At 40.0% G+C, this 22,612-nt stretch carries 13 protein-coding genes and 1 pseudogene; 13 read left to right on the top strand and 1 reads right to left on the bottom strand.

Annotated features, from left to right (window positions below):
- Nucleotides 1-537 precede the first annotated feature (537 nt).
- The 4 genes and pseudogenes from ACFO6W_RS22500 to ACFO6W_RS26515 form a co-directional block, all read left to right on the top strand.
- Nucleotides 538-894, top strand: coding sequence for a hypothetical protein (locus tag ACFO6W_RS22500; RefSeq protein ID WP_380000719.1), 357 nt, complete (start codon nt 538-540; stop codon nt 892-894).
- A gap of 221 nt (nt 895-1,115) precedes the next feature.
- On the top strand, nt 1,116-3,605 hold the full coding sequence (locus ACFO6W_RS22495; RefSeq protein ID WP_380000717.1) for a glycoside hydrolase family 127 protein: 2,490 nt from the start codon (nt 1,116-1,118) through the stop codon (nt 3,603-3,605).
- Nucleotides 3,606-3,822: 217 nt separating this feature from the next.
- Nucleotides 3,823-4,131, top strand: a complete 309-nt coding sequence (locus ACFO6W_RS26520) for a transposase (RefSeq protein WP_465251903.1) — start codon at nt 3,823-3,825, stop codon at nt 4,129-4,131.
- Nucleotides 4,132-4,218: 87 nt separating this feature from the next.
- Nucleotides 4,219-4,404 (top strand): annotated as a pseudogene (locus ACFO6W_RS26515) (IS5/IS1182 family transposase); the annotation flags it as partial.
- Here the strand turns inward: ACFO6W_RS26515 and ACFO6W_RS22485 are convergent.
- A complete protein-coding gene (locus ACFO6W_RS22485) occupies nt 4,383-4,697 on the bottom strand; it encodes a hypothetical protein (protein WP_380000715.1) in 315 nt (104 codons plus the stop codon). The pseudogene ACFO6W_RS26515 and the gene ACFO6W_RS22485 overlap by 22 nt on opposite strands.
- 244 nt (nt 4,698-4,941) lie before the next feature.
- Between ACFO6W_RS22485 and ACFO6W_RS22480 the strand changes: the two genes are divergently transcribed.
- The 9 genes from ACFO6W_RS22480 (at nt 4,942) to ACFO6W_RS22440 (ending at nt 22,211) form a co-directional block, all read left to right on the top strand.
- Nucleotides 4,942-8,970: a two-component regulator propeller domain-containing protein gene (locus ACFO6W_RS22480; RefSeq protein ID WP_380000713.1), complete on the top strand. Its 4,029-nt coding sequence runs from the start codon at nt 4,942-4,944 to the stop codon at nt 8,968-8,970.
- 39 nt (nt 8,971-9,009) lie between these two features.
- Nucleotides 9,010-12,036, top strand: a complete 3,027-nt coding sequence (locus ACFO6W_RS22475) for a SusC/RagA family TonB-linked outer membrane protein (RefSeq protein ID WP_380000711.1) — start codon at nt 9,010-9,012, stop codon at nt 12,034-12,036.
- Nucleotides 12,037-12,048: 12 nt separating this feature from the next.
- On the top strand, nt 12,049-13,761 hold the full coding sequence (locus ACFO6W_RS22470; protein ID WP_380000709.1) for a RagB/SusD family nutrient uptake outer membrane protein: 1,713 nt from the start codon (nt 12,049-12,051) through the stop codon (nt 13,759-13,761).
- 21 nt (nt 13,762-13,782) lie between these two features.
- Nucleotides 13,783-16,827, top strand: a complete 3,045-nt coding sequence (locus tag ACFO6W_RS22465; RefSeq protein ID WP_380000706.1) for a SusC/RagA family TonB-linked outer membrane protein — start codon at nt 13,783-13,785, stop codon at nt 16,825-16,827.
- Between the two features lie 11 nt (nt 16,828-16,838).
- Nucleotides 16,839-18,518 (top strand): RagB/SusD family nutrient uptake outer membrane protein, encoded by a 1,680-nt coding sequence (locus tag ACFO6W_RS22460; protein WP_380000704.1) that lies wholly within the window; start codon nt 16,839-16,841, stop codon nt 18,516-18,518.
- 28 nt (nt 18,519-18,546) lie between these two features.
- Nucleotides 18,547-19,440 (top strand): hypothetical protein, encoded by an 894-nt coding sequence (locus ACFO6W_RS22455; RefSeq protein WP_380000702.1) that lies wholly within the window; start codon nt 18,547-18,549, stop codon nt 19,438-19,440.
- Between the two features lie 94 nt (nt 19,441-19,534).
- Nucleotides 19,535-21,160 (top strand): arylsulfatase, encoded by a 1,626-nt coding sequence (locus ACFO6W_RS22450; RefSeq protein ID WP_380000700.1) that lies wholly within the window; start codon nt 19,535-19,537, stop codon nt 21,158-21,160.
- Between the two features lie 114 nt (nt 21,161-21,274).
- On the top strand, nt 21,275-21,526 hold the full coding sequence (locus ACFO6W_RS22445; protein WP_380000698.1) for a DUF4625 domain-containing protein: 252 nt from the start codon (nt 21,275-21,277) through the stop codon (nt 21,524-21,526).
- A gap of 394 nt (nt 21,527-21,920) precedes the next feature.
- Nucleotides 21,921-22,211, top strand: coding sequence for a class I SAM-dependent methyltransferase (locus ACFO6W_RS22440; RefSeq protein ID WP_380000721.1), 291 nt, complete (start codon nt 21,921-21,923; stop codon nt 22,209-22,211).
- Nucleotides 22,212-22,612: the final 401 nt, after the last annotated feature.

Here is a 22,612-nt window from a genome sequence, read left to right as displayed (position 1 = left end):
ACTCAATTGGATAAGTATAAATCCGGATTCGGTGATGTCCCGCCTGCCTTGGTTATGACAGGAAACCATCAATCGGAGTATTTGCGCAGGCAACGCAGGGAAGCTATCGAAAAAGCTGTCAAAGAAGGGATACAAAGTAAGGAAAATCAAACAGATGGGTTTGAGGAAAGATAGCCAACTGAAGGAGTATCTTCCTTAGGTTATAACACCCCGGCGTTTTACTGAAAGTTATAATAAACCTCGTAAGACGCCGGTTTTTATTTAGAAAGGATTTTTTACCATATGGTTTCCATATAATTTTAAAAAAGAAAATAATGGGTATATTATACAAAGATTATTAATCACAGACTTGCATATATATTCAAAGTAATGCTTTTTATTGTAAATGAATCATAAGTTGCATAAAAAAAATATCCGTATTAGATTGAAAAACATATATTGTTTATTTTTGCTTCAAAGACTTTGAATACCCATTAGATAATTAGGATTTTAAAGTTAACACGATTTGATATCTATTACCAATGATATACTATGGATATGAAATATATTTTATTTGCAATATTAATTACTGTTACCGCACTGGTATCTGCTACATCCAAGCCGGAGATTAAACTCAGCGATAATCAAAAAGGATTAGGGTATCTTTCTTATCAGAAAGCCGCTAATGGCAGAAACTATATCAATGACAGAAGCTATTTAGGCGAGTTTATGCTGAAATACAGCTCAGGAGATGTAGTCCGAACGGTTAAATTAGCTGATGTTAAAAGCCGGGTATTAAATAACGATACATACAAAATTGAAATATCGTGGTTTTTACCGGAAAATATAGAGTTTACTCAAAGTTTCAAGGTTGTAGAAAATGAGATAGACTGGAATATAGATATCCGCAACTAAAATAGAAAACCGGACAAATAAAAAACATGATACCACCATCGTATTCCGAAACCTTAAAGCCTGCAAATATGAAGTTTCCGTAAACAAGAAATTAAATACGACATTCACCATCGATGAAAATAGCTGTCCATTAACGAAGATTACAGTTCCCGTCGAATCTGAATACATTACAGTACAAATAAAAATGCAATAATAACTCAACTTTTAAATTAAAACTCAAAATGAAAGAACGGCTTTTACTAGTAGTTTTGTCCTTATTGTGCTACTTTTCCGTTATTAACATTTACGCACAGGATAATCAAAAAGAAAATCTGCTCGTCCCTGTTACATTTAACAAGGTAATATTGGAAGATACTTTCTGGAAAAACAGAATGGAGATTCAAAAACAGGTTCTGGTTCCGGTAGCCTTTGAAAGAACACAACAAGCCATAAACGACCTGAAAAAGACTGCTGATTTTCTTAAAGGAAATCCGATATCACTTGCCAGTCCCGGCCGTTTCTATACATCAGATCTGTATAAAGTAATTGAAGGAGCAGCATACTTATTAACACTGGAAAAAGATCTTGTATTGGAGAAGCAGATCGACGATATTGCAACACTAATAGCACAGGCACAAGAAGAAGACGGATATTTATATCCCGCTCATTCAACAGGTTCATACCGTTTCGCCGAACTTTGGGGTGGTGCCGGAATGGGCGACAGACCCTATTCATGGGTGATCCATAGTCACGAGTTATACAATGTAGGACATCTGTATGAAGCCGCTACTGCATATTATCAGGCTACCGGAAAACGAAACCTGCTGGATATTGCCGAAAAAAGCGCCAGGCATATCAATAAAGTTTTCTTTGAAGGGGGAGATGCCAAATATAATTATGGGAAGCCTGTTAATCAGGCTCCCGGTCATCAGGAAATAGAATTGGCCTTAGTAAAACTTTATCGCACTACCGGAAATGATCTATATTTACAAATGGCAAAGAAATTTATAGATATAAGGGGAATTACATATATTCCTCGGGGACAAAACGTAATGTCTCCCGAATATTCCCAGCAGCATAAACTGGTAAGAGAGCAGGATAAAGCTGTGGGACATGCCGTACGGGCTGCCTATATGTATTCGGCCATGGCTGATATCGGTTCTTTGACCGGAGACAGTACGCTACAACCGGCTCTTCATAAAATATGGGACAATATCGTGGATACTAAATTCCATATAACAGGAGGATTGGGAGCCGTACATGGTATAGAAGGTTTTGGCGATGAATACGATTTGCCCAATAAAGAAGCCTATAACGAAACATGTGCTGCCGTAGGAAATGTGTTTTTCAATCATAGGATGTTTTTACTCGAAAAAGAGGGAAAATATATGGATGTAGCAGAAGTATCATTGCTAAACAACGTATTGGCCGGAGTAAATCTGAAAGGAGACAAATTCTTTTACGTCAATCCTTTGGAGTCGGAAGGAATGGCTGACCGTTCTTTCTGGTTTGGAACAGCCTGTTGCCCAACCAATCTGGCACGCCTTATACCTCAAGTATCGGGACTGATGTATGCACATACAGATACAGAAATATATTGTGCACTTTATACAAGTAATCAAACAAGTATTGACCTGAAAAATGGCAAAGTAAACCTGAAACAAGCAAGTAATTACCCTTTTGATGAAAATATAAAAATAGAAATAACACCAGAGGTTGATAATCAGATTTTTACTTTAAAGATGCGTATCCCTACATGGCTCGGCACACAGTTTGTACCCGGAAAGCTGTATTCGTATTCAGATAAAGGTAGCAAGACATTCTCGCTATACATCAATGGTAAAGAAATCAAAAATACCAATACTGAAAAAGGATTTGTATCCATTAACCGAAAATGGAAGAAAGGAGATAAAGTTGAGTTGAGGCTGCCGATGGCTTTAAGGTGCTCGCTAGCCGACAAAAGAGTTAAGGCCGATTTAAACAGGATTGCTTTTACCAAAGGACCTCTGGTATATTGCGCAGAAGGAATAGATAATGAATCGAATGTTAACCGGTACTTTATTCCGGCATTTTCCGGTAAATACAAAGTCAGGAAGGAAAAAGACGGCATATTTAAACACATAGACATTATTAGCGAAGTACCCGCCGGATATTTAAATCTTAATGGAAACATTGAAGACAAAAAATTAACTTTGATTCCATATTATGCTTGGAACAATCGAGGAATATCATCTATGAATATCTGGTTTGGAGATAATGAAAATACCGTAAAGGAAAATAGCATTACGATTCCGGCGTCTTTCAAAAATATTTCGGCGTCTTTCACTTATCCGGGCGACAATGTACTTTCTATCGTCAGTGGCAAGTTTCCCGAAAACTCGAAAGATGCCAATATAAAGAAATGGACATCTTATCCCGAAAAAGAAAAGAAGCAGTTTATAGAATTCGATTTCGAAAAAATATCAAACATAAAATCGTTTTCCGTTTATTGGTATGACGATAATGACGGTATAAAAATACCGCAAAGCTGGTCGTTGGAATATTCACCGGACGGGCAAATATGGATACCGTTTCCGTTATACACGACCGACACCTACAGCCTGATAAAAGACCAGTTCAATCTGGTACATTCCTCAGGAGACCAATGTATGGCGAAGATGATCAGGTTAGCTATGACTCCCAGACCTGATGCTGCAGTCGGAGTACTTCAGGTAAAATTCGATTTAAAATAAGCCTTGATAAACAAATAAAATCAACCCTATGAAAAAAATGACATTTGTCTTTTGTTTATTGCTGCTATGATAAACTTTTCAATTCCGTAGTTCTCTTGATTCCAACCGTATGATTGTATCGTCTAAATTTCTAAAGTCAAAAAGACTGATACTTCCATACTAAACAAGTCGGTTATATCTATACCTGTCGCAAGATAGCCCACTGAATACCTATTTTATGTGGCTCTCAGGTATTAACAGCCCTGATTTCCGTACCATCAACCGCTTCCGAGGTGATGGCTTGGAGGAAGATATAAAATCCTTGTTTACCCAAATTGTTCTACTGCTTCAAGAAGCTGGTTCTGTAAGTTTGGAGCTTCAGTATATCGACGGAACGAAGATTGAATCAGCCTCCAACTCTTATACCTTTGTTTGGCATGATAGTGTGGAGAAGTACAAATCCAAATTGGAAAATAAAATCCGTCAGGTATTATCATTGGTTGATAAACATATTGAACAAGATAAAGGGGTGAAAAAGCTAAATTAAAATCCTAAGCCCATTGACAGTGATCGGCTTTGTGCTAAAGTCAAAGAGTTGAACTCCCGTTTGGATAAAATGGCTAAGATAGAACACAAACAGGTTAAACAGCTTCAGGAAGACTACCTTTCCCGTTTAGAGAAGTATGAGGGTCAATTAGAAAAACTTGGAGATTGTAACTCTTGCAGTAAAACCGATGAGGATGCAACTTCTATGATTATGAAGGAAGACCATATGAAGAATGGCCAACTTAAACCAGCTTACAATATACAGATAGCTACCGAAGAATAGTTCATCACTTTGTAGGGATCCGAGTTGACGAACCGGTGAGCTTCCGGTAAATCTGTGGGTTCGCCCCTAAGGAAGGCTAATGCGCGGCAGAAGCATTCGATTGCCGGTTCACTTTGATCCACGGAGAATGGAACAGTGGTTTTAATCTCGGTTTCCATCCGGTCTTTCCATAATCCGCCGGTAAGCATTACTTGGTTAAACGGAACAGGAGTAATTTTTTGCTCTTTTTGCGTACAGCTTGTCATCACACTGGGCACATATAATCCAATAAGTATATTTTTCATACCATGTTCAATTTGAGTGTTTATGCGATTACCAGATTAAGCATCCGGAAAGAATGATTAAACTTTTTATGCAAAAATAGCTTGTAATTGTACTATCTCCTCAAAACTATTATTTATTAACTGTTAATTATGGCTTTATTCTTTCTGGTTAGGTCAAAAAAGAATATTATTGGTAGTATCTGACGATTCGTTACATGATGGAATCGGATATATTTCTGAAATTTGTAATTATAAAACTGATACGATGAGAAAACTGACACTGGCATTAATATTATTCTTTTCTGTTTTGCTTAACGCGGCGCCACGGGAGTTAATCTTCAATCATCTAGGAGGCAGACACGGCTTGACCAACATGGCCGTTCGCGATATTGCCCAAGACGATAACGGTTATATATGGATAGCTACACTCAAAGGACTGAACAGATACGATGGATACGGCATTAAACAATACTACCGGTCTGAAAACGGATTGCCTTCTAATTGCATTGAGAAAATAATTCCTATAGGCAAAGATTCTTTGCTACTGGGTACGGATAACGGACTGTGTCTGTTCGACGGAGTGAAGGAAAAATTTATCACCATAACTACGCCGGCGTCTGTTAAGAATATTATAGATATGGTTGACAATGGTACGGAAATCTATCTTTCAACGAATGCGGGCTTATTTACTTATAATAAACACAATCATAATCTGAATCGACTGGCTGATATTAAATTTGGGAAAATAGCTATAGATATTAATAATAACATCTGGGTGGCTCAAGCATTTTCGGTGTATTGCTTGAGTTCCACCGGCCAGCTTATCCGAGAGATTAAAGGAAGAGATATTTCACTGGCTTTTCCAACTGAATTTACCGCTATATATAAAGATTTACAGGGTATATTATGGGTAGGCACTACTGAAGAGGGCATTTATCGGCTTAACAGAAATCAGCGGGAACTCATACCGGTTACTTTTAAAGATGGGGAAAGAAAAGATATGCGCTATGTGCGTTGCATACAGGAGGATTTGCGTGGTAATTTATGGATAGGAACCGAGAACGGACTTTTTATTTATGATTATGTCGGCAATACGTATACGCATTACCAGGGAGAACAGTCAAATGTACAGACTTCGATTTCGGACAATGCCGTTTATTCCATATTTAAAAGCCGTGAGGATATTATGTGGGTAGGCACATTCTTTGGTGGAGTGGATTATACTAATCTGAAGGATAATAATTTTAATTATATTATATCGGATAATGGGAAGTGTTCGCTAAAAGGCAAGGCTGTGAGCAACATCATAAAGGATAGCCTCGGGATGATGTGGTTTGCGTCAGAGGATCAGGGAATTACCGTTGTTGACGCAGGTGGGAACATGAAGTGTCTCAATAAGAACTCTACTCCGGCATTGAATGGTAATAATGTACACGCCTTGGCTGAGGATCCTTTCGGTTATATCTGGGTGGGCAACTTTGTAGACGGATTGCAACGCATCGATACAAGAAACTGGCAAATAAAGTCGTTTAAGAATACCACGGGAGATACGCTGGGAATATCAAATAACTCCATTTATAAATTATACATACACAATACTGACTCCATGATTATCGGAACCAATCATGGAGCCCATGTTTATCATTTTAAGACAGGTGTGTTTACGGAATTCGAACCTCATAAATTATGGAAGGTGCGCATTGACGATATCGCACGGGATAATAATGATCATCTTTGGTTTTCATACCATTTCGACGGTATCTGGTCCTATAATCTGAAAACCGGAGCAGCCAGGTTTTATGGTTATGGTATGCCCGGATGTTCCGAAATGGTGAGCACAAACATATATACTTCGTTTCTAGATTCAAAAGGAAGAATGTGGTTCGGCACGAGTAACGGCGGGTTAATGTTGTATGCCCAACCGAGTGACAGTATGGTTATATACGGTAAAGAAAGTGAACTCATTCAGCGGGATATCTGTTCCATACAGGAAGATACATATGGTAATCTCTGGTTAAGTACCGATAATGGAATTTATTCGTTTAACCCCGGCACTGAAAGTTTTACACATTATCAGGTCTCGGACAATTTAATATCCAATCAGTTTAATTTAAGTTCCGGTTATAAAGATGAAAACGGGAGTATATATTTCGGAAGCATACACGGCGTTTGTTTCTTTCGGCCCGAAGACTTGCTTAACAGTGAAGGAACGCCCAACGTTCACATAACCTTTTCGGATTTTAAAATATTCGGACAGCATATAAAACCAGGTGATAAAAGCGTGTTGCAAAACAACATAGACAATACTGCTTCGCTTCGACTTAAATACAGCATGAACACGTTTACGTTCAATTTCCTGATCATTAATTATAATGAGAATTATCGGTCGCAGTTTACCTGCGAATACCGCATGGAGGGACTTGAAAATAATTGGAATGGTGTGCAGCAAATGCCTCAATCGGCATCTTACACTAACCTGGAACCTGGAAATTATGTTTTCCATGTACGCATAGTAAATAAGGAGGGTGTGGTGCTGAATCAGCGGCAGATTGAAATTAAAATTATTCCGCATTTTCTGTTAAGCGGTTTTATGATTGGCGTGTATGGATTGCTTGGCACTCTCCTTGCTTTTATGATAATCCGGTTTTATCGTACCCGCCTGCGTGATAAGATGGACATACGCATCGAGCGCATGGAAAAAAATAATCTGCAGGAATTGAACAGGAATAAACTTAACTTTTTTACCTTTATTACCCACGAATTCAAGACTCCACTGTCTATAATTATGGCGGTATTCGAAGATATTTCTCCTCAACGGAATATGACCGAAGAAGAGATATTCATTGTGAACCGGAATGTGAACCGCTTGCAGTTCCTTATTAATCAGGTATTGGAGTTCCGTTCCATAGAAACCGCCCATGCCCGGATTGAATATGTTAAGGGAGATGTTATAGCATATGGAAAAAATATATTCGAATTATTCATTCCTATTTTCAGGCAGAAGGAGATTAATTACAAATACATTACCACTCCGGCTTCTTTCTATACCATATTCGACCGGGATAAGATAGAAAAGATCATCAGTAACTTGTTGAGCAATGCCTTCAAACACTCCAGTTATAAAAGTGATCTAAACCTGAGTGTTGGTGTGGATGAAGTGAACAAACAATTAATAATAACCTGCCACAACAGCAGTTCGTACATACATCCGGAAAGATATCAGGATGTGATACAGGCTTTCCACAAAACGGATTCGGCGGATAAAAAATACTCGAATACTGGTATCGGGCTCGCGTTAGTAAATGGATTGGTTCAATTACTATCTGGGAAAATAGATATTGAAAGCAGCCCGGAAACAGGAACCATTTTCAAAGTATCACTTCCTATTGTAGAAGATACCAAAGATATGATCGTACCTACGGATGATCTGGAAATTACCCATTCTCAGGATATAGTTGCCGATACGATTTATAACCTCACCAATTCCGAAATAAACGAGAACCTGAAAACAAACTCACAGGCAAAACTTACCATATTACTGGTAGAGGATAATCCCGATATAAATAAGGTGATTAAAAGCAAACTGTCAGGAAACTACAAAGTGAGAACCGCTTATAACGGCAGGGAAGCCCTCGAGGTATTGAAAAACCATATAGTGGATATCGTTATCAGCGATATTATGATGCCTTATATGGATGGAAACGAATTGAGTAAGTTTATAAAAAACTCCCGGGAATATTCGCATATCCCAGTAATACTCATTACCTCGCAATCGTCCAAGGAAAGTGAATTGAAGGGTTTAGCCACCGGAGCCGATGCGTATATTGAAAAACCATTTACATTCGATGAACTCCATCTGCGCATTAAAAACCTCATAAAGTCAAAGAGCAGTATCCGTGAGCATTATGAAAACATGAAAACCATCCGTTTGCAGGAAAACCTAAGCAATAAGGATGAAGACTTTATCCAACAACTCACACACTATATTCTCCAAAACCTTCAGGAAGAGAATCTGGATGTGGATTCACTTGTCGAACACATGAGTATCAGTCGCACGAAATTATATAACAAACTCAAAAGGCTAACCGGTATGAGTGCCACCGAGTTTGTGAATAAGGTGAAGATTGATGTTGCCAGGCAAAAGATAAGTGAAACCGAACAAACATTTGCAGAAATAGCATGGCAATTGGGATTCCACACTCCAAGTTATTTCAGTAGAATATTTAAGAAGTTTACCGGGATGACTCCTAACGATTTTAAAAAGAATAATCCTAACCAGACGAACTATTTGTAATACAGAGCAAATTATTTATTAACCTTTAAATTTATGCGTATGAGTTTATCTACTAAACTAAAATCTTTTTTAGCAGCTGCAATTATATGTATTGCATTTCCGCTGACTGCCAAAGAGATAAAAGGGAAAGTGGTAAGCACTATGGATGGAAATCCGGTATCGTTTGCGATACTATGGTTGAAAGACTCACAAACACAAGTCATTTCAGACCAGAACGGAAGTTTTTCCATGGTGTTGCCGGACACTAATGACGAGTATGTGATAAGTGTGAGCAATACGGATTATATTGCTGCCGAGTTCATGGTTTTACCCGACAAAAATGAATATGTCATTGAATTGACATCTAATGAAGAGGCATTGATCTCTACTTTATGGCGGGATTATACAACGGGACGTTTTAACGGTTCTGTTCAAACCATAACCGGACGCGAACTTACAGATGTACCGACTTCCATTCTTTCCAATCAGCTTTCGGGACGTATAGCCGGCCTTACTACCATACAAAGTTCGGGTGAGCCGGGTTTTGACGGCGCGGATGTATATATACGCCGGGCTACCCCAAGTGTTTACATTGACGGACGCGTGGGGCACTACCGCGATGTTTCAGTCGATGACATCGAAACCATCACGGTAGTGAGGGATGCCACGGCTGCTGCACTTTACGGTGTACGGAATCCGGGCGGAGCGATCATTATCAAAACAAAGAAGGGAACTACATCGGCTCCATCGGTGACTGTAAAATCGCAGATGCAGTACAATGAACTGGTAGGTATGCCCAACCGTGTGGACGCTGCCACTCATGCTATGTTCTTTAATCAGGCACGAAAGAATAGCGGCATATCGCAGGAAGATTATTACTCGCCCGAAGACATTGCCATGTACCGCGACGGATCTAATCCGTTGTCTCATCCCAATGTGGAGTGGAAGAATGAACTCCTTAAGAAAGGGTATATCTCACACAACCATCATGTGAGTGTTGCCGGCGGATCCGATAATCTTAATTATTATGTATCCGTAGGACTTAGTCAGACAGGAGGAATGTTTAAAACCGGTGATGACTTTACATACAGCACCAACAGTGAATTTACCAACTATAAACTTCTCTCCAACATCGAATTCAAACCGTGGCAAGGAACGCTGGTGAATTTCCGTCTGGGTGGAGAATTGCAGGATAATAACTATCCTTCGAGACCGGATAACATTGGTGAGGTTTATTCGAACATATTCACTATTCCGGCAAATGCTTTTCCGATGTATTATAATGCGTCCGATGGGTATGTGGACCAAACAGGTAATGCCATAACAGGAATCGAAGGAAAAATAGGTGGTGGAAACGGAATAAATATAAATCCATGGAGCCAGCTTAACCGCAACGGTTATACTGCAACTACAACGTTGAAAGGGATGGTGCAGACCTCGATTAATCAGAACCTCTCTTTTATCACACTGGGACTGGCTGTTAACGGAATGATCTATTTTACTCTTTACGGCAAAGAAAACCTTGACAGAAGAGTTCCTTTTGCAAACTACGAGTATATGGGATCCGGTAACTTGTATATGAGGGGTAGCGAAGGATATATGCCGAATACCATTCAGCCCAAAGAAATGAACAGGATGACTTCCTATGAACTGGGACTGGATTATTTACGGTCGTTTGATCAGCATACTGTATACGGGGATTTACTTTGGAATCGGTATGAAGACGGTAATGCCAGTGATGTACCGATCCGGTTCGAAAGCATCGGTCTTTCCGGCGGGTATGATTATGATAAACGTTATTCTGCTGACGTAGCATTGGCTTACGGTGGTTCTCACAAATTCGCCAAAGGGAGAAAATATCATTGGTATCCTACGGTTGCTGCGGGTTGGAATGTGTCGAACGAGAAGTTTTTCGAAGGTATGAAGAAAGCTATATCATATATGAAGCTAAGGGCGAGTTACGGTATAACAGGAACCAACGATGCCTATCCGTTTGCTTACATGACTTCACTTGCTCAGGTGAATGATCAATACAATACCGGAAACGGTATGGGAATGGTAGCGGGTGTATATCAGCAGCAAGTGGCGAATGCACTTCTGAAGGATGGTAAAGTTTATAAGTTTAATACTGGGCTGGATCTAAATTTCCTGCACGACAGGATTTCGCTCAGCGTGGATTATTTTATTGATCACCGGAAAGACCTTCCGTTAACTTCGAATATGTCATACTCCCAGATATTTGGTTATGTAAATCTGCCAAGTTTGAATGTGGGCCACGAGAAAACCACAGGAGTGGATATTGCTTTGCGGTATAAGGAGAACAGATTCCCGGTGAGATACTTTATAGGCGGAAACTTCTCGTTCCATAAAAACGAAATCATTGAGTGGGACGAACCGTTGCAAAAATATCCGTGGATGTATAGGAAAGGGCATGCAAACGGTGATTTCTTCGGGCTGGTAGCTGATGGGCTTTACCGTACACAGACCGAATTGGATAATGCTACGGCTTTGCCGGGTTTTGCCACTCCTGAACTGGGCGATATAAGGTATGCCGACTTGAATGATGATAATAGTATTGACGAAAAGAATGATTCCAAATGGTTGGGTTACGGTAGGAACCCGCGTATTTATTACGGTATTCAGGCGGGAGTTTCATACAAAGGGTTCGATCTTCAGGCATTGTTTCAGGGAGCAGCACAGAGATCGATCAATATTGCCGGTCAGTGGAGAAATGCGTTTGCAGGGAATACATCTATTTTCGAACATCAAACGGATGTCTGGAGCGCGGAAAATCAAGATGCTGCGCTTCCCCGGGTAACGGTTGACGAATCGGCGAACAATAATCGACTCTCTTCTTTCTGGTTAAAAGATGCCTCGTACCTGCGACTGAAGAGTCTGACATTGAGCTATACTCTATCATCCACATTCGCAAATAAGTTATGGTTGAAGGAACTGCGTGTTTTCATTTCAGGCTATAACCTGTTGACATGGGATAAGCTGGATGTGATAGATCCCGAAAGTACGGGCGACTATATCGGTATAGCACCTCCGAGAGTATATAATATTGGATTATCTCTGAAATTTTAAAACCTATAGGCTATGAAATATATATCTGAACATAGTTTAAGATCACTATACCTGCTGATTGTAGTTATGCTTGCAGGTTGTGACTATCTGAATGAAGAACCGCTGCATTATCTGCAGCCGGGAGAGCGTTTCAAAGAAGAATCGCAAATGGAACTTGCCGTGCATGAATGCTATTATTATCTGCCGAACGGTTATAACGATGTGGATGGCTCTTTTCTGGATGCGGCTACAAACGATGCGGTTTATCGCATAGAAGGAAGCGGTATTAATAAGCTGGCTCGTGGAGAATACACTTCCAGTACGCCTGTACTGAATATATGGGACAGGTGTTACAAGGGGATCTCGCAAACTTTCCTTGTGGAAGATAATCTTCACTATATGAATATTCCCAAAGGTTCCAGTGTGTCTGACCCGGATGTTTATTTCGAGACCAAACGCAAGGAGTTCGGAAGCGAAGCCATGATGGTAAGGGCTTACCTGTATTTTGAATTGTTGAGAATGTATGGCGGAGTACCGCTTGTTAAACGGCAAATGGAACTGGGCGAGAATATTAAGGATGTACAAAGAGCATCGTTTGCCGATGTGGTTACATATATCGTCGGGTTGTGCGATAAAGCTGCAGAAGATCAGCCATCGATCATAAATACAACTCCGGGGCGGTGGGGGAAAGGTGCAGCCAAAGCCATAAAAGCAAAGACATTGGCCTATGCTGCGAGCGACCTTTATCATAAAGATGTAAAATCACCACTTCATGGCTATATCCAAAATAACCAAGATGCTGCAAGGTTAGCAGCAGTTGAGGCTATGGACGATTTTATGAAATATACCGAATTCGGGTTGGCTAACAATTATAATATGTTCTTCTGGGAACCTAATAATGGTCAGTTCAAAAAAGAATATGTGGTGTATAAAGGGAAACCTCAAAGCAACGGTGTTGAATCATTGCTGTTTATTCCATCGTTGGGCGGTAATGGTGGTATTTATCCGACACAGGAATTTGTAGATGCCTTTGACAATGCCGACGGCAGCAAATATGTAGCTTCTGCCAATCTGGATGAAACTCAGTGGGCGAACCGTGATCCGAGACTGAATAATATTATCATTTACAACGGATCGAAAGTAAGGACAAACAACACCATCTATACGTATACAGGTACGGAGCAAACACAGGATGGTTTTGTGGTTGTACATCAGAAATCGACAAGAACTGGTTACTACCTGAAGAAATTCGCCAATTATGGGGCGGTTAATTTTGATAACGCGGTTCCGGGAGTTACTCATCACATTTATCCGATAATCCGGTATGCGGATATCCTTTTATTGTATGCCGAAATGATGAGCGAACTGTATGGACCGGATGATGCGCGTCAATTCAGTATGACCGCTAAAAAGGCGTTGGATGATGTTCGTATGCGAGGGGGTATAAAGACAGCACTTCCTTCAAACATTTTACAAGATGATTTCCGCCAACGTGTGATAAACGAGCGCCGTATCGAGCTTTGCTTTGAGGATCAACGATATTTCGATCTCAAAAGATGGAAATTGGGAGTAAACATTCTTAACAGTCCGGTTCATGGGATGAAAATTGTTCGCGAGGGTGGCAATTATAGCTATCAGAAAGTAGTGGTAGACGAAAAACGAAAGTTTACACAGCCTATGTATTTTGCTCCCATACCTTATGATGAACAACTGAAACTGGATATCGAACAGAATCCCGGATGGTAAATTACTATAAAGCGAAATAATATGAAAAAACTATATATCTTTTTTATATTTTTACTGTCTTCCACGTTAATATATTCACAACACATGACCATCAAGGGGGTTGTGAAAGATGAGGGAGGCGAAACACTGATTGGTGTTACTGTTAAGGAAAACGGAACATCCAACGGTACTATTACGGCAATGGATGGTACTTTCATAGTGCAAATGTCGGGGGTATCCGATTCCATTACTGTTTCTTATGTGGGATACCAGACCGTGTCTCTTAAAGTAAATTCCAGCCAGACTAATTTCTCGATCGTAATGAAAGAAAATGCCCAGCTGCTGGAAGAAGTGGTTGTAGTGGGCTACGGTGTGCAGAGGAAAGTATCGGTAACAGGGTCTATCTCTTCCATCCGGACGGATGAAATGACAAGCATACCTACTTCCAATATTACCAATTCTCTTTCCGGAAACATCAGTGGTTTATCGTCGATCCGTTCGAGCGGCCGTCCAGGACAGGATGGTTCCAGTATCAAGATCAGGGGGGTAGCGACATTCAACAATACGAATCCGCTCGTGTTGGTGGATGGTATTGAGCGAAACTTCAGCGATATCGATCCGAACGATATCGAGAACCTTTCTGTGTTGAAAGATGCTTCGGCTACAGCTGTATATGGTGTGCGTGGTGCAAACGGTGTGATATTGGTTACAACTAAACGTGGGGTTGCACAGAAAACAAAGTTCTCTTTCTCGGCTGAGGCTGGTATTACCGAGTTTATACGTTTACCGAAACTTGTGGATAATTATCAGTATGCCCTGTTGAGAAACGAATTTGCGACAAATAACGGAAGCACTCCGGTTTTCACCGATTATGATCTGGAGCGGTATCTGCTCAAAGATAATCAGTCTACTCACTTCACAGGGTATGCTCCCGACCTTTTCAGGACCGGCTTTCAACAGAAATATTATGCAAATATAAGTGGAGGAAACGAGCGGGCTCGTTACTTCGTTTCGATCGGGTTATTCGATCAGGGAGGAAATTATCAAACAAATCTCAATAAGATTTATGATCTTTGGTATATACGCGATCTCTTTGAGGAAAATCCCGGTTTGAGGGAAAAACTTCCTATCCGTAATTATGATCCCGATTTCGGATATCAGCGAATCAATTTCAGGGGAAACATAGATATCAATCTCACAAAGAAAAGTTCGCTCACATTTAATCTGGCTTATATAACAGGTATCATAAGAGGACCAGGACGAAGCGAATATTATGAAAACTTCATAAAGAATGCTACCGATTTTGCATGGATAAATGCCAACGGTACTTTTGGCGCTAATGGTCGCAGGCAGGATAACCCGATCGAGTCGATAAACTTTCAGGGTTACAAGAAAGAATATACCAACACACTTCAGGCAACTGTAAACTACCGTCTCGAACTCGATGAACTTCTCAAAGGATTATCGTTCAGTGCCAAATTCTCGTATGATAATGCCATATCTTCCAGTCGTGAATACTCGGTGGGGCAGGGATTATATCGGTACAACAGATTTACTAATACGTACTCGCTTCAAAATAACAGCTATTCCGCACCTGAATATAATACCGACCAAAGCGGAATGCATGGTAAAACCTACACGGAGGCTGCGGTTAACTATAAACAGATTTTTGGCAAACATGATGTTGCTGGAATGGTACTTGTAAATATAGATTCGCGTAAGCAACCGAACAAGGAAACCAGTATGTATGGTAATATATCGCAAATTTATCAAGGAGTGGTAGGGCGCATTAATTATCAATATGACGATCGTTATTTATTTGAATTTAATATGGGATATAATGGCTCTAACCGTTTTGCAAAAGGACACCGGTACGCATTATTTCCTGCCGCTTCTGTGGGCTGGATTCTCACACAAGAAAAATTCTTCAAAGAGAATGATATTCTCTCTTTCCTGAAGCTTCGTGCATCCATCGGCCAGGTAGGTAACGATGCGTTGGGTGGTTTTGCGTATTATTATGACAGTGTTTGGGGAGGAGGAGCCGGATACAACTTTGGAGTGAATCCAACTGGAGTTAACGGACTCAAGGAAACTCAGATCGGTAACGATAATATTACATGGGAGAAATCAACGAAATACAATGTGGGGATCGATACCCAGTTTTTTAACAACAAATTGAGCTTTAGTGCTGAATACTTTATGGAGAATAGAACGGATATCCTGCGGAATGTAACGAGCTATTATCTTTTTTCAGGAATACAAAGCTTGAGTCCGATTAATGTTGGGCAAATAAAAAACAAGGGGTTTGATCTGGAGTTGGGCTGGAATCAACAGCTAAGGGATTTTAAGTATAATGTGAAATTTATAACTTCGTTTGCACGCAATGAAATCATCGAAAATGGTGAAATACCTCCGAAATATGACTACCAGAGTCATAAAGGACAATCCATCGGTCAGTATTTTGGTTGGGATGCATTGAGCTTATTCCAATCATGGCCGGAGATCGCTGCTGCTCCTCAACACGTGGGGAGTGTTCAGCCAGGTGATGTTCGTTTCCGCGATGTGAATGGCGATGGCGTTATCGATTCTTACGATGAAGTACCTATTGGGTATCCGAACAATCCCGAAGTCAATTTCTCCGGCCGTTTTGGTTTCTCGTACAAAGGCTTTGACTTCTCTATGTTGTTACAGGGAGTAACTAATGTATCGATGTTCTACCCAACGTTTATGGTGCATGAATATTTGTATGAGAACAGTCCCAAAGAGATGCATCTTGGCCGTTGGACACCCGAAACAGCATCGACTGCAACTTTCCGCAGATTGGGTGTGGGTGTGGGAACCACTCCGTTAAATTCTTCTTATTACATTCAGGACGGGTCATACATCAGGCTTAAAAACGTAGAGCTTGGCTATACGCTTCCTTCGTCTGTAAGCAAAAAAATGAGAATGCAGAACATACGTATATATTTGAATGGTTTTAACGTATATACGTGGAGTAAGGTGAAAGGATGCGATCCTGAAGGTATAGCAGATGAAGCTTATCCTCAAACCAGAATATTTAATATGGGATTGAAGTTCGACTTTTAAAAACTTACATCATGAAACTGAAAACAATAATATTATTTTCTGTATTTTCAATTTTCGTCGCTTGCGATGGAGGTTTGGAAAGGATAGAAATATCATCGGATAGCGAAAAATCCGTTTTTTCCGATAAGGTGAAGACACGTAATGCTCTGAACAATTTATATGGCTCGATGAGGCATATTGCCGGATATCATTCGTTCACCGAAAATAACAATCAACAGCTTTTGGATGCTGTTACTGATAATGGACGCAATATGTTATGGAACTTTCCTATACCAACGTTTACACAATCTACTTTAAAACCGGGGCAAGATGTTTTTGCATCAGGTAACCTTCCGTGGAGAGATTATTACAAAGCCATACGTATGGCAAATGCATTTCTCGCAAACATCGATTCTTCGCCTGTGACAGATGAAGAAAAAGCTGATATGAAGATCGAAGCTCTATTTTTAAGGGCGCTCTATTACTGTGAATTGTTTAAGGGTTATGGGCCGCTTGTAATTGTGGGTGATGAAATATCCGATGGACAAACGTTGGAAGGATTTGAACGGTCTTCCGTAGATCAGACGATTAACTATATTGTGAATGAATTCGACCAACTTATACCACGAATGAAATGGGAATGGGAGAACGATGGGGATTACGGTAGGGCTACCAAAGGTATGGCAATGGCATACAAAGCACGTATGCTATTATACTATGCCAGTCCGCTATATACTCAAGGCGTTTCCGAATCGGACATTAAATCCCGGTGGAAGGCTGCTTCCGACGCTGCAAACGCTCTGATAGTGGAAAACAAATATGACTTACATCCCAATTATGTAGAGTTTTTCAATACTCGTAAAACAGAGGAAAATATTCTTCCCTATTTACGGGTAATAGGAACACAAGCCTATACCATGAGTCTTTCTTCAGAATTTGCTGGTGGTAATGTTTGTGGTATGCGCCCTACTTTCAATATGATAGATGCTTATGCTATGAAAGATGGAAAACAGCCGGTACTGGGTTATGAAAACGGAGAGCCGGTCTTTAATCAGCAGGTAACCAACTACGATGATGAACAGTTCTGGTTGAACAGGGACCCGCGTATGGAAATGCAGATATTCAGGCACGGTGACCAGATACTGGTTAATGGATCCAGGCAAACCATAAACATGCGTATTTATGATGAACCGTCACCCAGCGGACAGAACGGCTTTCTGGTAAAAAAGTACATTAATCCGAACCATGATTTCAGGCAAAGCGGCGGTATACACCAGAATGTTCAGATGATGAGATTTGCCGAAGTCTTGCTTATATTCGCTGAAGCGGAAAATCAGGCAAACGGACCTTCAGCAGCGGTGATAAGAGCAGTTAACCGGGTACGTAATCGTGTGAAAGCAGATTTGTTGGATGAAGCAGATGATCCATATGGCAGAGCGTGGACAAAAACTTCGCTTAACAACCAGATCATGCTAGAAAGAAGAATGGAATTCTTTGCGGAAGAACATCGTTTTTGGGATGCACGTCGCTGGAAGTTAGGTCATGAAATATTGGGAGCAACTGTGTATGGAGGCTTTGTCAATGAGAATGGTAAGTATAGCAGGTATTTTATAGAAAATCGTAAATTTATGGATAAAATGTATCTGTTGCCTTTGCCCAATATTGAAGTAAACAAAAGTGAAGGTAAAATATGGCAGAATCCGGGATGGTAAATGTAATACTTTCAATTAAAAAATGAATATGAAAAAAATCTATTATATACTAATGATAACAGTGCTGATTATATCGGCTATGTTTATGAACAGTTGTGATTCCCGGGGTTACGAATACGATATTCCGACTACGATCAATTTCGAAGGGCTTGACAATAACAACATTGTTCAGTTGGCACATGGAGTTACCAGCTTTCGCGTTAAAGGTCATGTGACTTGCCAACAGGGAATAAAGCAATTCGGTATTTATAATGCTAATCCTAAAAGCGGAATACCGGAAAATAACCCTATTACAGGAACGGAGGAGATATTCGATGAAAACTATCCCTTGGAATATAATTTCGATTATATTGTTGAAAACATAGAGAGTAATAAGGCTCTGCGGATAAAAATAGTATCGGGGGAAGATGAATCTTTTCAGGCAGGGGTGGCAATAACCATTACACCGGTTGTGGAATTTACACTGGAGCGAACACTTGAGTCATACGATTACTGGTATGGAATGTATCTGGCAACTTGGTACGAAGGAAGGGTATATAAGCATCGTGACGTAGAACAATGGGCATCACAGGTGGACATTTCCATGGGGGAGGTGGATGGTAAACCTTGTTTTGTGTCACCTGATGCTAGGGTACAGGCAGGAAGAGAATCTTATATGGGAGCAAAGAAAACCAGATTTGCCCAGACAACTCTTACTGCTGTGGAATTTAATGCAATAAAAGAGGTCGATGCTTCTCCGTTGCAAGGCATCAGCGCATCAGCGGAGATAGTTAAAATCAGTGCCAATACGGTTTATGCATATGTTACAGCAGAGGGGAAGAAAGGGCTTATACTGGTGACGGCATTGGCTAACACTCCTCACCGCGATCTGAAAGATATAACGGTTTATTCCGTAAAATTAAGAGTAAAAAAAGAGTTATAACTTTTCTTGTATTTAAGTCAGTGCTAACACAACAATAAGGATGTGTCGGGTGTCAAGGTAGTCTTGGCACATCCTTATAATATTAAACAATAAAATGATAAACAGAAAATTGGTTTTTCCGGTGGCTTTATTAGCAGGCGGAATAGTGGGAAGCAACTCTTATCTGCACGCCCAGGGAGAAAAAAATAGGCCCAATATATTACTTATACTATGTGATGATTTGGGCTATTCGGATATTGGATGTTACGGAAGCGAGATCAGCACACCGAATCTGGATCAACTGGCATCCGTAGGGGTACGTTTTACCCAATTTTATAATACGGCAAGGAGCTGTCCTTCCAGGGCGTCGCTTATGACTGGGCTTTATCCTCATGAAACAGGTATAGGACACATGACCGGAGGAGGCTCTAAAAAAGAAAGCTATCAGGGATACCTCAACGATAAATGCGTTACTCTTGCCGAAGTATTGGGAGCGGCGGGATATACTACAAATATGTCGGGTAAATGGCATATGGGAACTGAAGAAGTTGCATGGCCGTATCATCGTGGTTTTCAAAATGTATATGCCATACATAATTGGGTAGACAGTTATTTTCGGGTACTTCGTGGATGCGAGGTCTATCGCAACGATAGTCTCTTCTTACACGCTAATACTCCGGACGATCTGATTTACCGGGAGAACGGAAGCAGTTGGTATACCACCGATGTGTTTACCGACGAGGCTATTAAGCAAATCGGGAATTCGGTGCAACAGAACAAACCGTTCTTTTCGTATGTAGCTTATAATGCTCCTCACTGGCCCCTCGAAGCTCATGATAAGGTCATTGAGAAATATATAGGTAAGTATGCCAACGGGTGGGATCCTATTATGAAGGAAAGACTCAACCGTTTGAAAGATATGGGTATAATTGGTAAAGATATACCTATTGGTAAACAAGAAATGGTAGAATGGGCTTCATTGAATGACGATGACAGGGAGAATCTTGATTTTCGTCGTGCTATTTATGCTGCTCAGGTGGAAATACTCGATTACAATATAGGACGTTTAATAACCAAACTTAAAGAAGAAGGGGTATATGAAAATACCGTGATTGTTTTTCTTTCGGATAATGGTTGTTCTGCCGAACCGGAAGATTCTCCTTTTGGCTATTCATGGGAAAAAGACCGTAAGTCCAATTATGCAGAATGGAAAATGATATCTGCACGTCAGGGAGCCAGTCAGGGAAAGATGTGGAGCATAGCCAGCAATTCTCCTTTTCGTCTTTATAAGAAGTATATCCATGAAGGTGGAATTTCCACTCCTTTTATAATAAGCTATCCTACGGAAATGAAGAAAGCAGGAAGACTTGAAAAAACTCCATGTTATCTACCTGATATAATGGCAACGTTTATTGAACTTGCTCAAACAAATTATCCGGCAGAATATGAAGGTCGGCAAATACGTCCGCTTAAAGGGCGGAGCATTGCTCCTGTAATAAAAGGTAGAAAGATTACTGAACATAAGATGATGGCATGGGAGCATGAAGGACATGGCGGTATTAGGTTGGGTGATTGGAAGTTAGTAACCGAAGATATTTTCAGCGAAAACTGGGAACTGTACAATATGGCATTGGACCGTACGGAGACGAACGACTTATCTTCGAAAGGTTCGCAAAGAGCTGCCAGAATGAAAAAAGCCTGGGAAAAATGGGCATATGAGATTGGGGTTTTACCTAAGTAAAAGGCCTAAGACTGAGATATTAAACAGGCAACTTCATCTTAATATTATTAGATAATAACATCTACTGAAAATAATGCAACCATTATTGATGAAAACAAATAGAATAAATAGTCTTTGAGGGTTATTAAACAAGAAGAGGCTAAAGAGTGCGAATTAGACCCGAAGGAACAACCGGTTAATCCTTTTGTCTATAATCAGGATTTCTCTATTCCTAACGGATATACCATGTTTGAAGCCGACAACGGAATTGCTATCCCTGCCGATGTCGATACGGGGGATTATCACTTTATGATAATAAGGGTAACAGATAAGGCGGGATGGCAACAGTTAAAAGCCATTAGCTTGAAAATAAAGGATAAAGAATGATGGCTTTTGATTATTGGCTATTTTTCAGGCAAGCTGTGGATTCGATAAAAGACAATGAAGGTGTCTCGAAAAAGAGACACCTTCTTCATAACTTTCTCATGTAGTGGATGAAAAAGACTCCATAAAATATATACCCTTACCGTACTTATCTGGATGTTTTATAAATCTCTACTTTTGGTTGTTTTCTTTGATCGAACTTTCATGCATCCTTCCATATCAGGTGTACACCTCAAAATATTAGCAGCTACCAAATCGGAAATTTTCTTATGTGAATGCCGGAGTATTTTAGCTACCTGATTGATACTAAAAGTCCGTTCGGTTTCTGTTTCAACTAGTTTCGGTATCTTTTTATCGAATACCCTTTCGATAATTTCTTCCAAAGAAGAGTGCAAATATCGGTATTGCGGCAATATACTTTGCAAATAAATATCGAACAGCCCGGGTATTTGCAATAGAACCCGAAAAAGAAAATTATGTACAAATGCTAAAAAATACAGCAACCTATTCTAATATTACATGTTTGAGAAAGGGATTATGGCATAAATCATGTTGTTTGGAAATAAAAAATAAAAATGCAGATAGTTATGGATTTCAGGTCATAGAGAGTTGCGAGCCAACTGATATCACTGCTATATCAATATACGATTTAATAAAAAAATATGACTTACATCAAATTGATATTTAAAAAATCGATATAGAAAGTTCTGAAATTTTTTTTTTAGTCATAATACTAAATTGTGGTTACCGCGCGTAAAAATTTTAATAATAGAGCTTCATGACAGAAGTGTACCCGGGTGTTCGCAAGCTTTATTTAAAGCTTTGTATATATATAATTTTGAGCTTTACCTTAAGAGTGATTCTTTAATTATATATTTTCTATAATAACACTAGGTATATAGGTTGAACACTTTCAGTAAACTGCTAATAAAAAAACACTGATCCCGTGCAGGCACTTTCAGATTTACAGCGAACCTATTACCCGTACCTGAAAGGATATTTCACATTAAGGATACCGAACTCTTTGGTGTGCAATGATGAAATGACCGAAAAAACGGCGGATTACATAGCCGGAATGATAAAGTATAA

Origin of the sequence: Dysgonomonas termitidis (assembly GCF_042654545.1) — a bacterium.
Lineage (GTDB): Bacteria > Bacteroidota > Bacteroidia > Bacteroidales > Dysgonomonadaceae > Dysgonomonas > Dysgonomonas termitidis.
The sequence above is the reverse complement of the archived record's forward strand: the minus strand, read 5'-3'. Positions and strand labels throughout refer to the sequence as shown.

What these genes read in the sequence shown, in the direction of transcription:
- ACFO6W_RS22450 (WP_380000700.1), top strand. Translation starts at nt 19,535, where the DNA reads ATGATAAACAGAAAATTGGTTTTTCCGGTGGCTTTATTAGCAGGCGGA.
- ACFO6W_RS22485 (WP_380000715.1), bottom strand. Translation starts at nt 4,697, where the DNA reads ATGAAAAATATACTTATTGGATTATATGTGCCCAGTGTGATGACAAGC.
- ACFO6W_RS22475 (WP_380000711.1), top strand. Translation starts at nt 9,010, where the DNA reads ATGAGTTTATCTACTAAACTAAAATCTTTTTTAGCAGCTGCAATTATA.
- ACFO6W_RS22465 (WP_380000706.1), top strand. Translation starts at nt 13,783, where the DNA reads ATGAAAAAACTATATATCTTTTTTATATTTTTACTGTCTTCCACGTTA.
- ACFO6W_RS26520 (WP_465251903.1), top strand. Translation starts at nt 3,823, where the DNA reads ATGTGGCTCTCAGGTATTAACAGCCCTGATTTCCGTACCATCAACCGC.
- ACFO6W_RS22470 (WP_380000709.1), top strand. Translation starts at nt 12,049, where the DNA reads ATGAAATATATATCTGAACATAGTTTAAGATCACTATACCTGCTGATT.
- ACFO6W_RS22480 (WP_380000713.1), top strand. Translation starts at nt 4,942, where the DNA reads ATGAGAAAACTGACACTGGCATTAATATTATTCTTTTCTGTTTTGCTT.
- ACFO6W_RS22500 (WP_380000719.1), top strand. Translation starts at nt 538, where the DNA reads ATGAAATATATTTTATTTGCAATATTAATTACTGTTACCGCACTGGTA.
- ACFO6W_RS22460 (WP_380000704.1), top strand. Translation starts at nt 16,839, where the DNA reads ATGAAACTGAAAACAATAATATTATTTTCTGTATTTTCAATTTTCGTC.
- ACFO6W_RS22495 (WP_380000717.1), top strand. Translation starts at nt 1,116, where the DNA reads ATGAAAGAACGGCTTTTACTAGTAGTTTTGTCCTTATTGTGCTACTTT.
- ACFO6W_RS22455 (WP_380000702.1), top strand. Translation starts at nt 18,547, where the DNA reads ATGAAAAAAATCTATTATATACTAATGATAACAGTGCTGATTATATCG.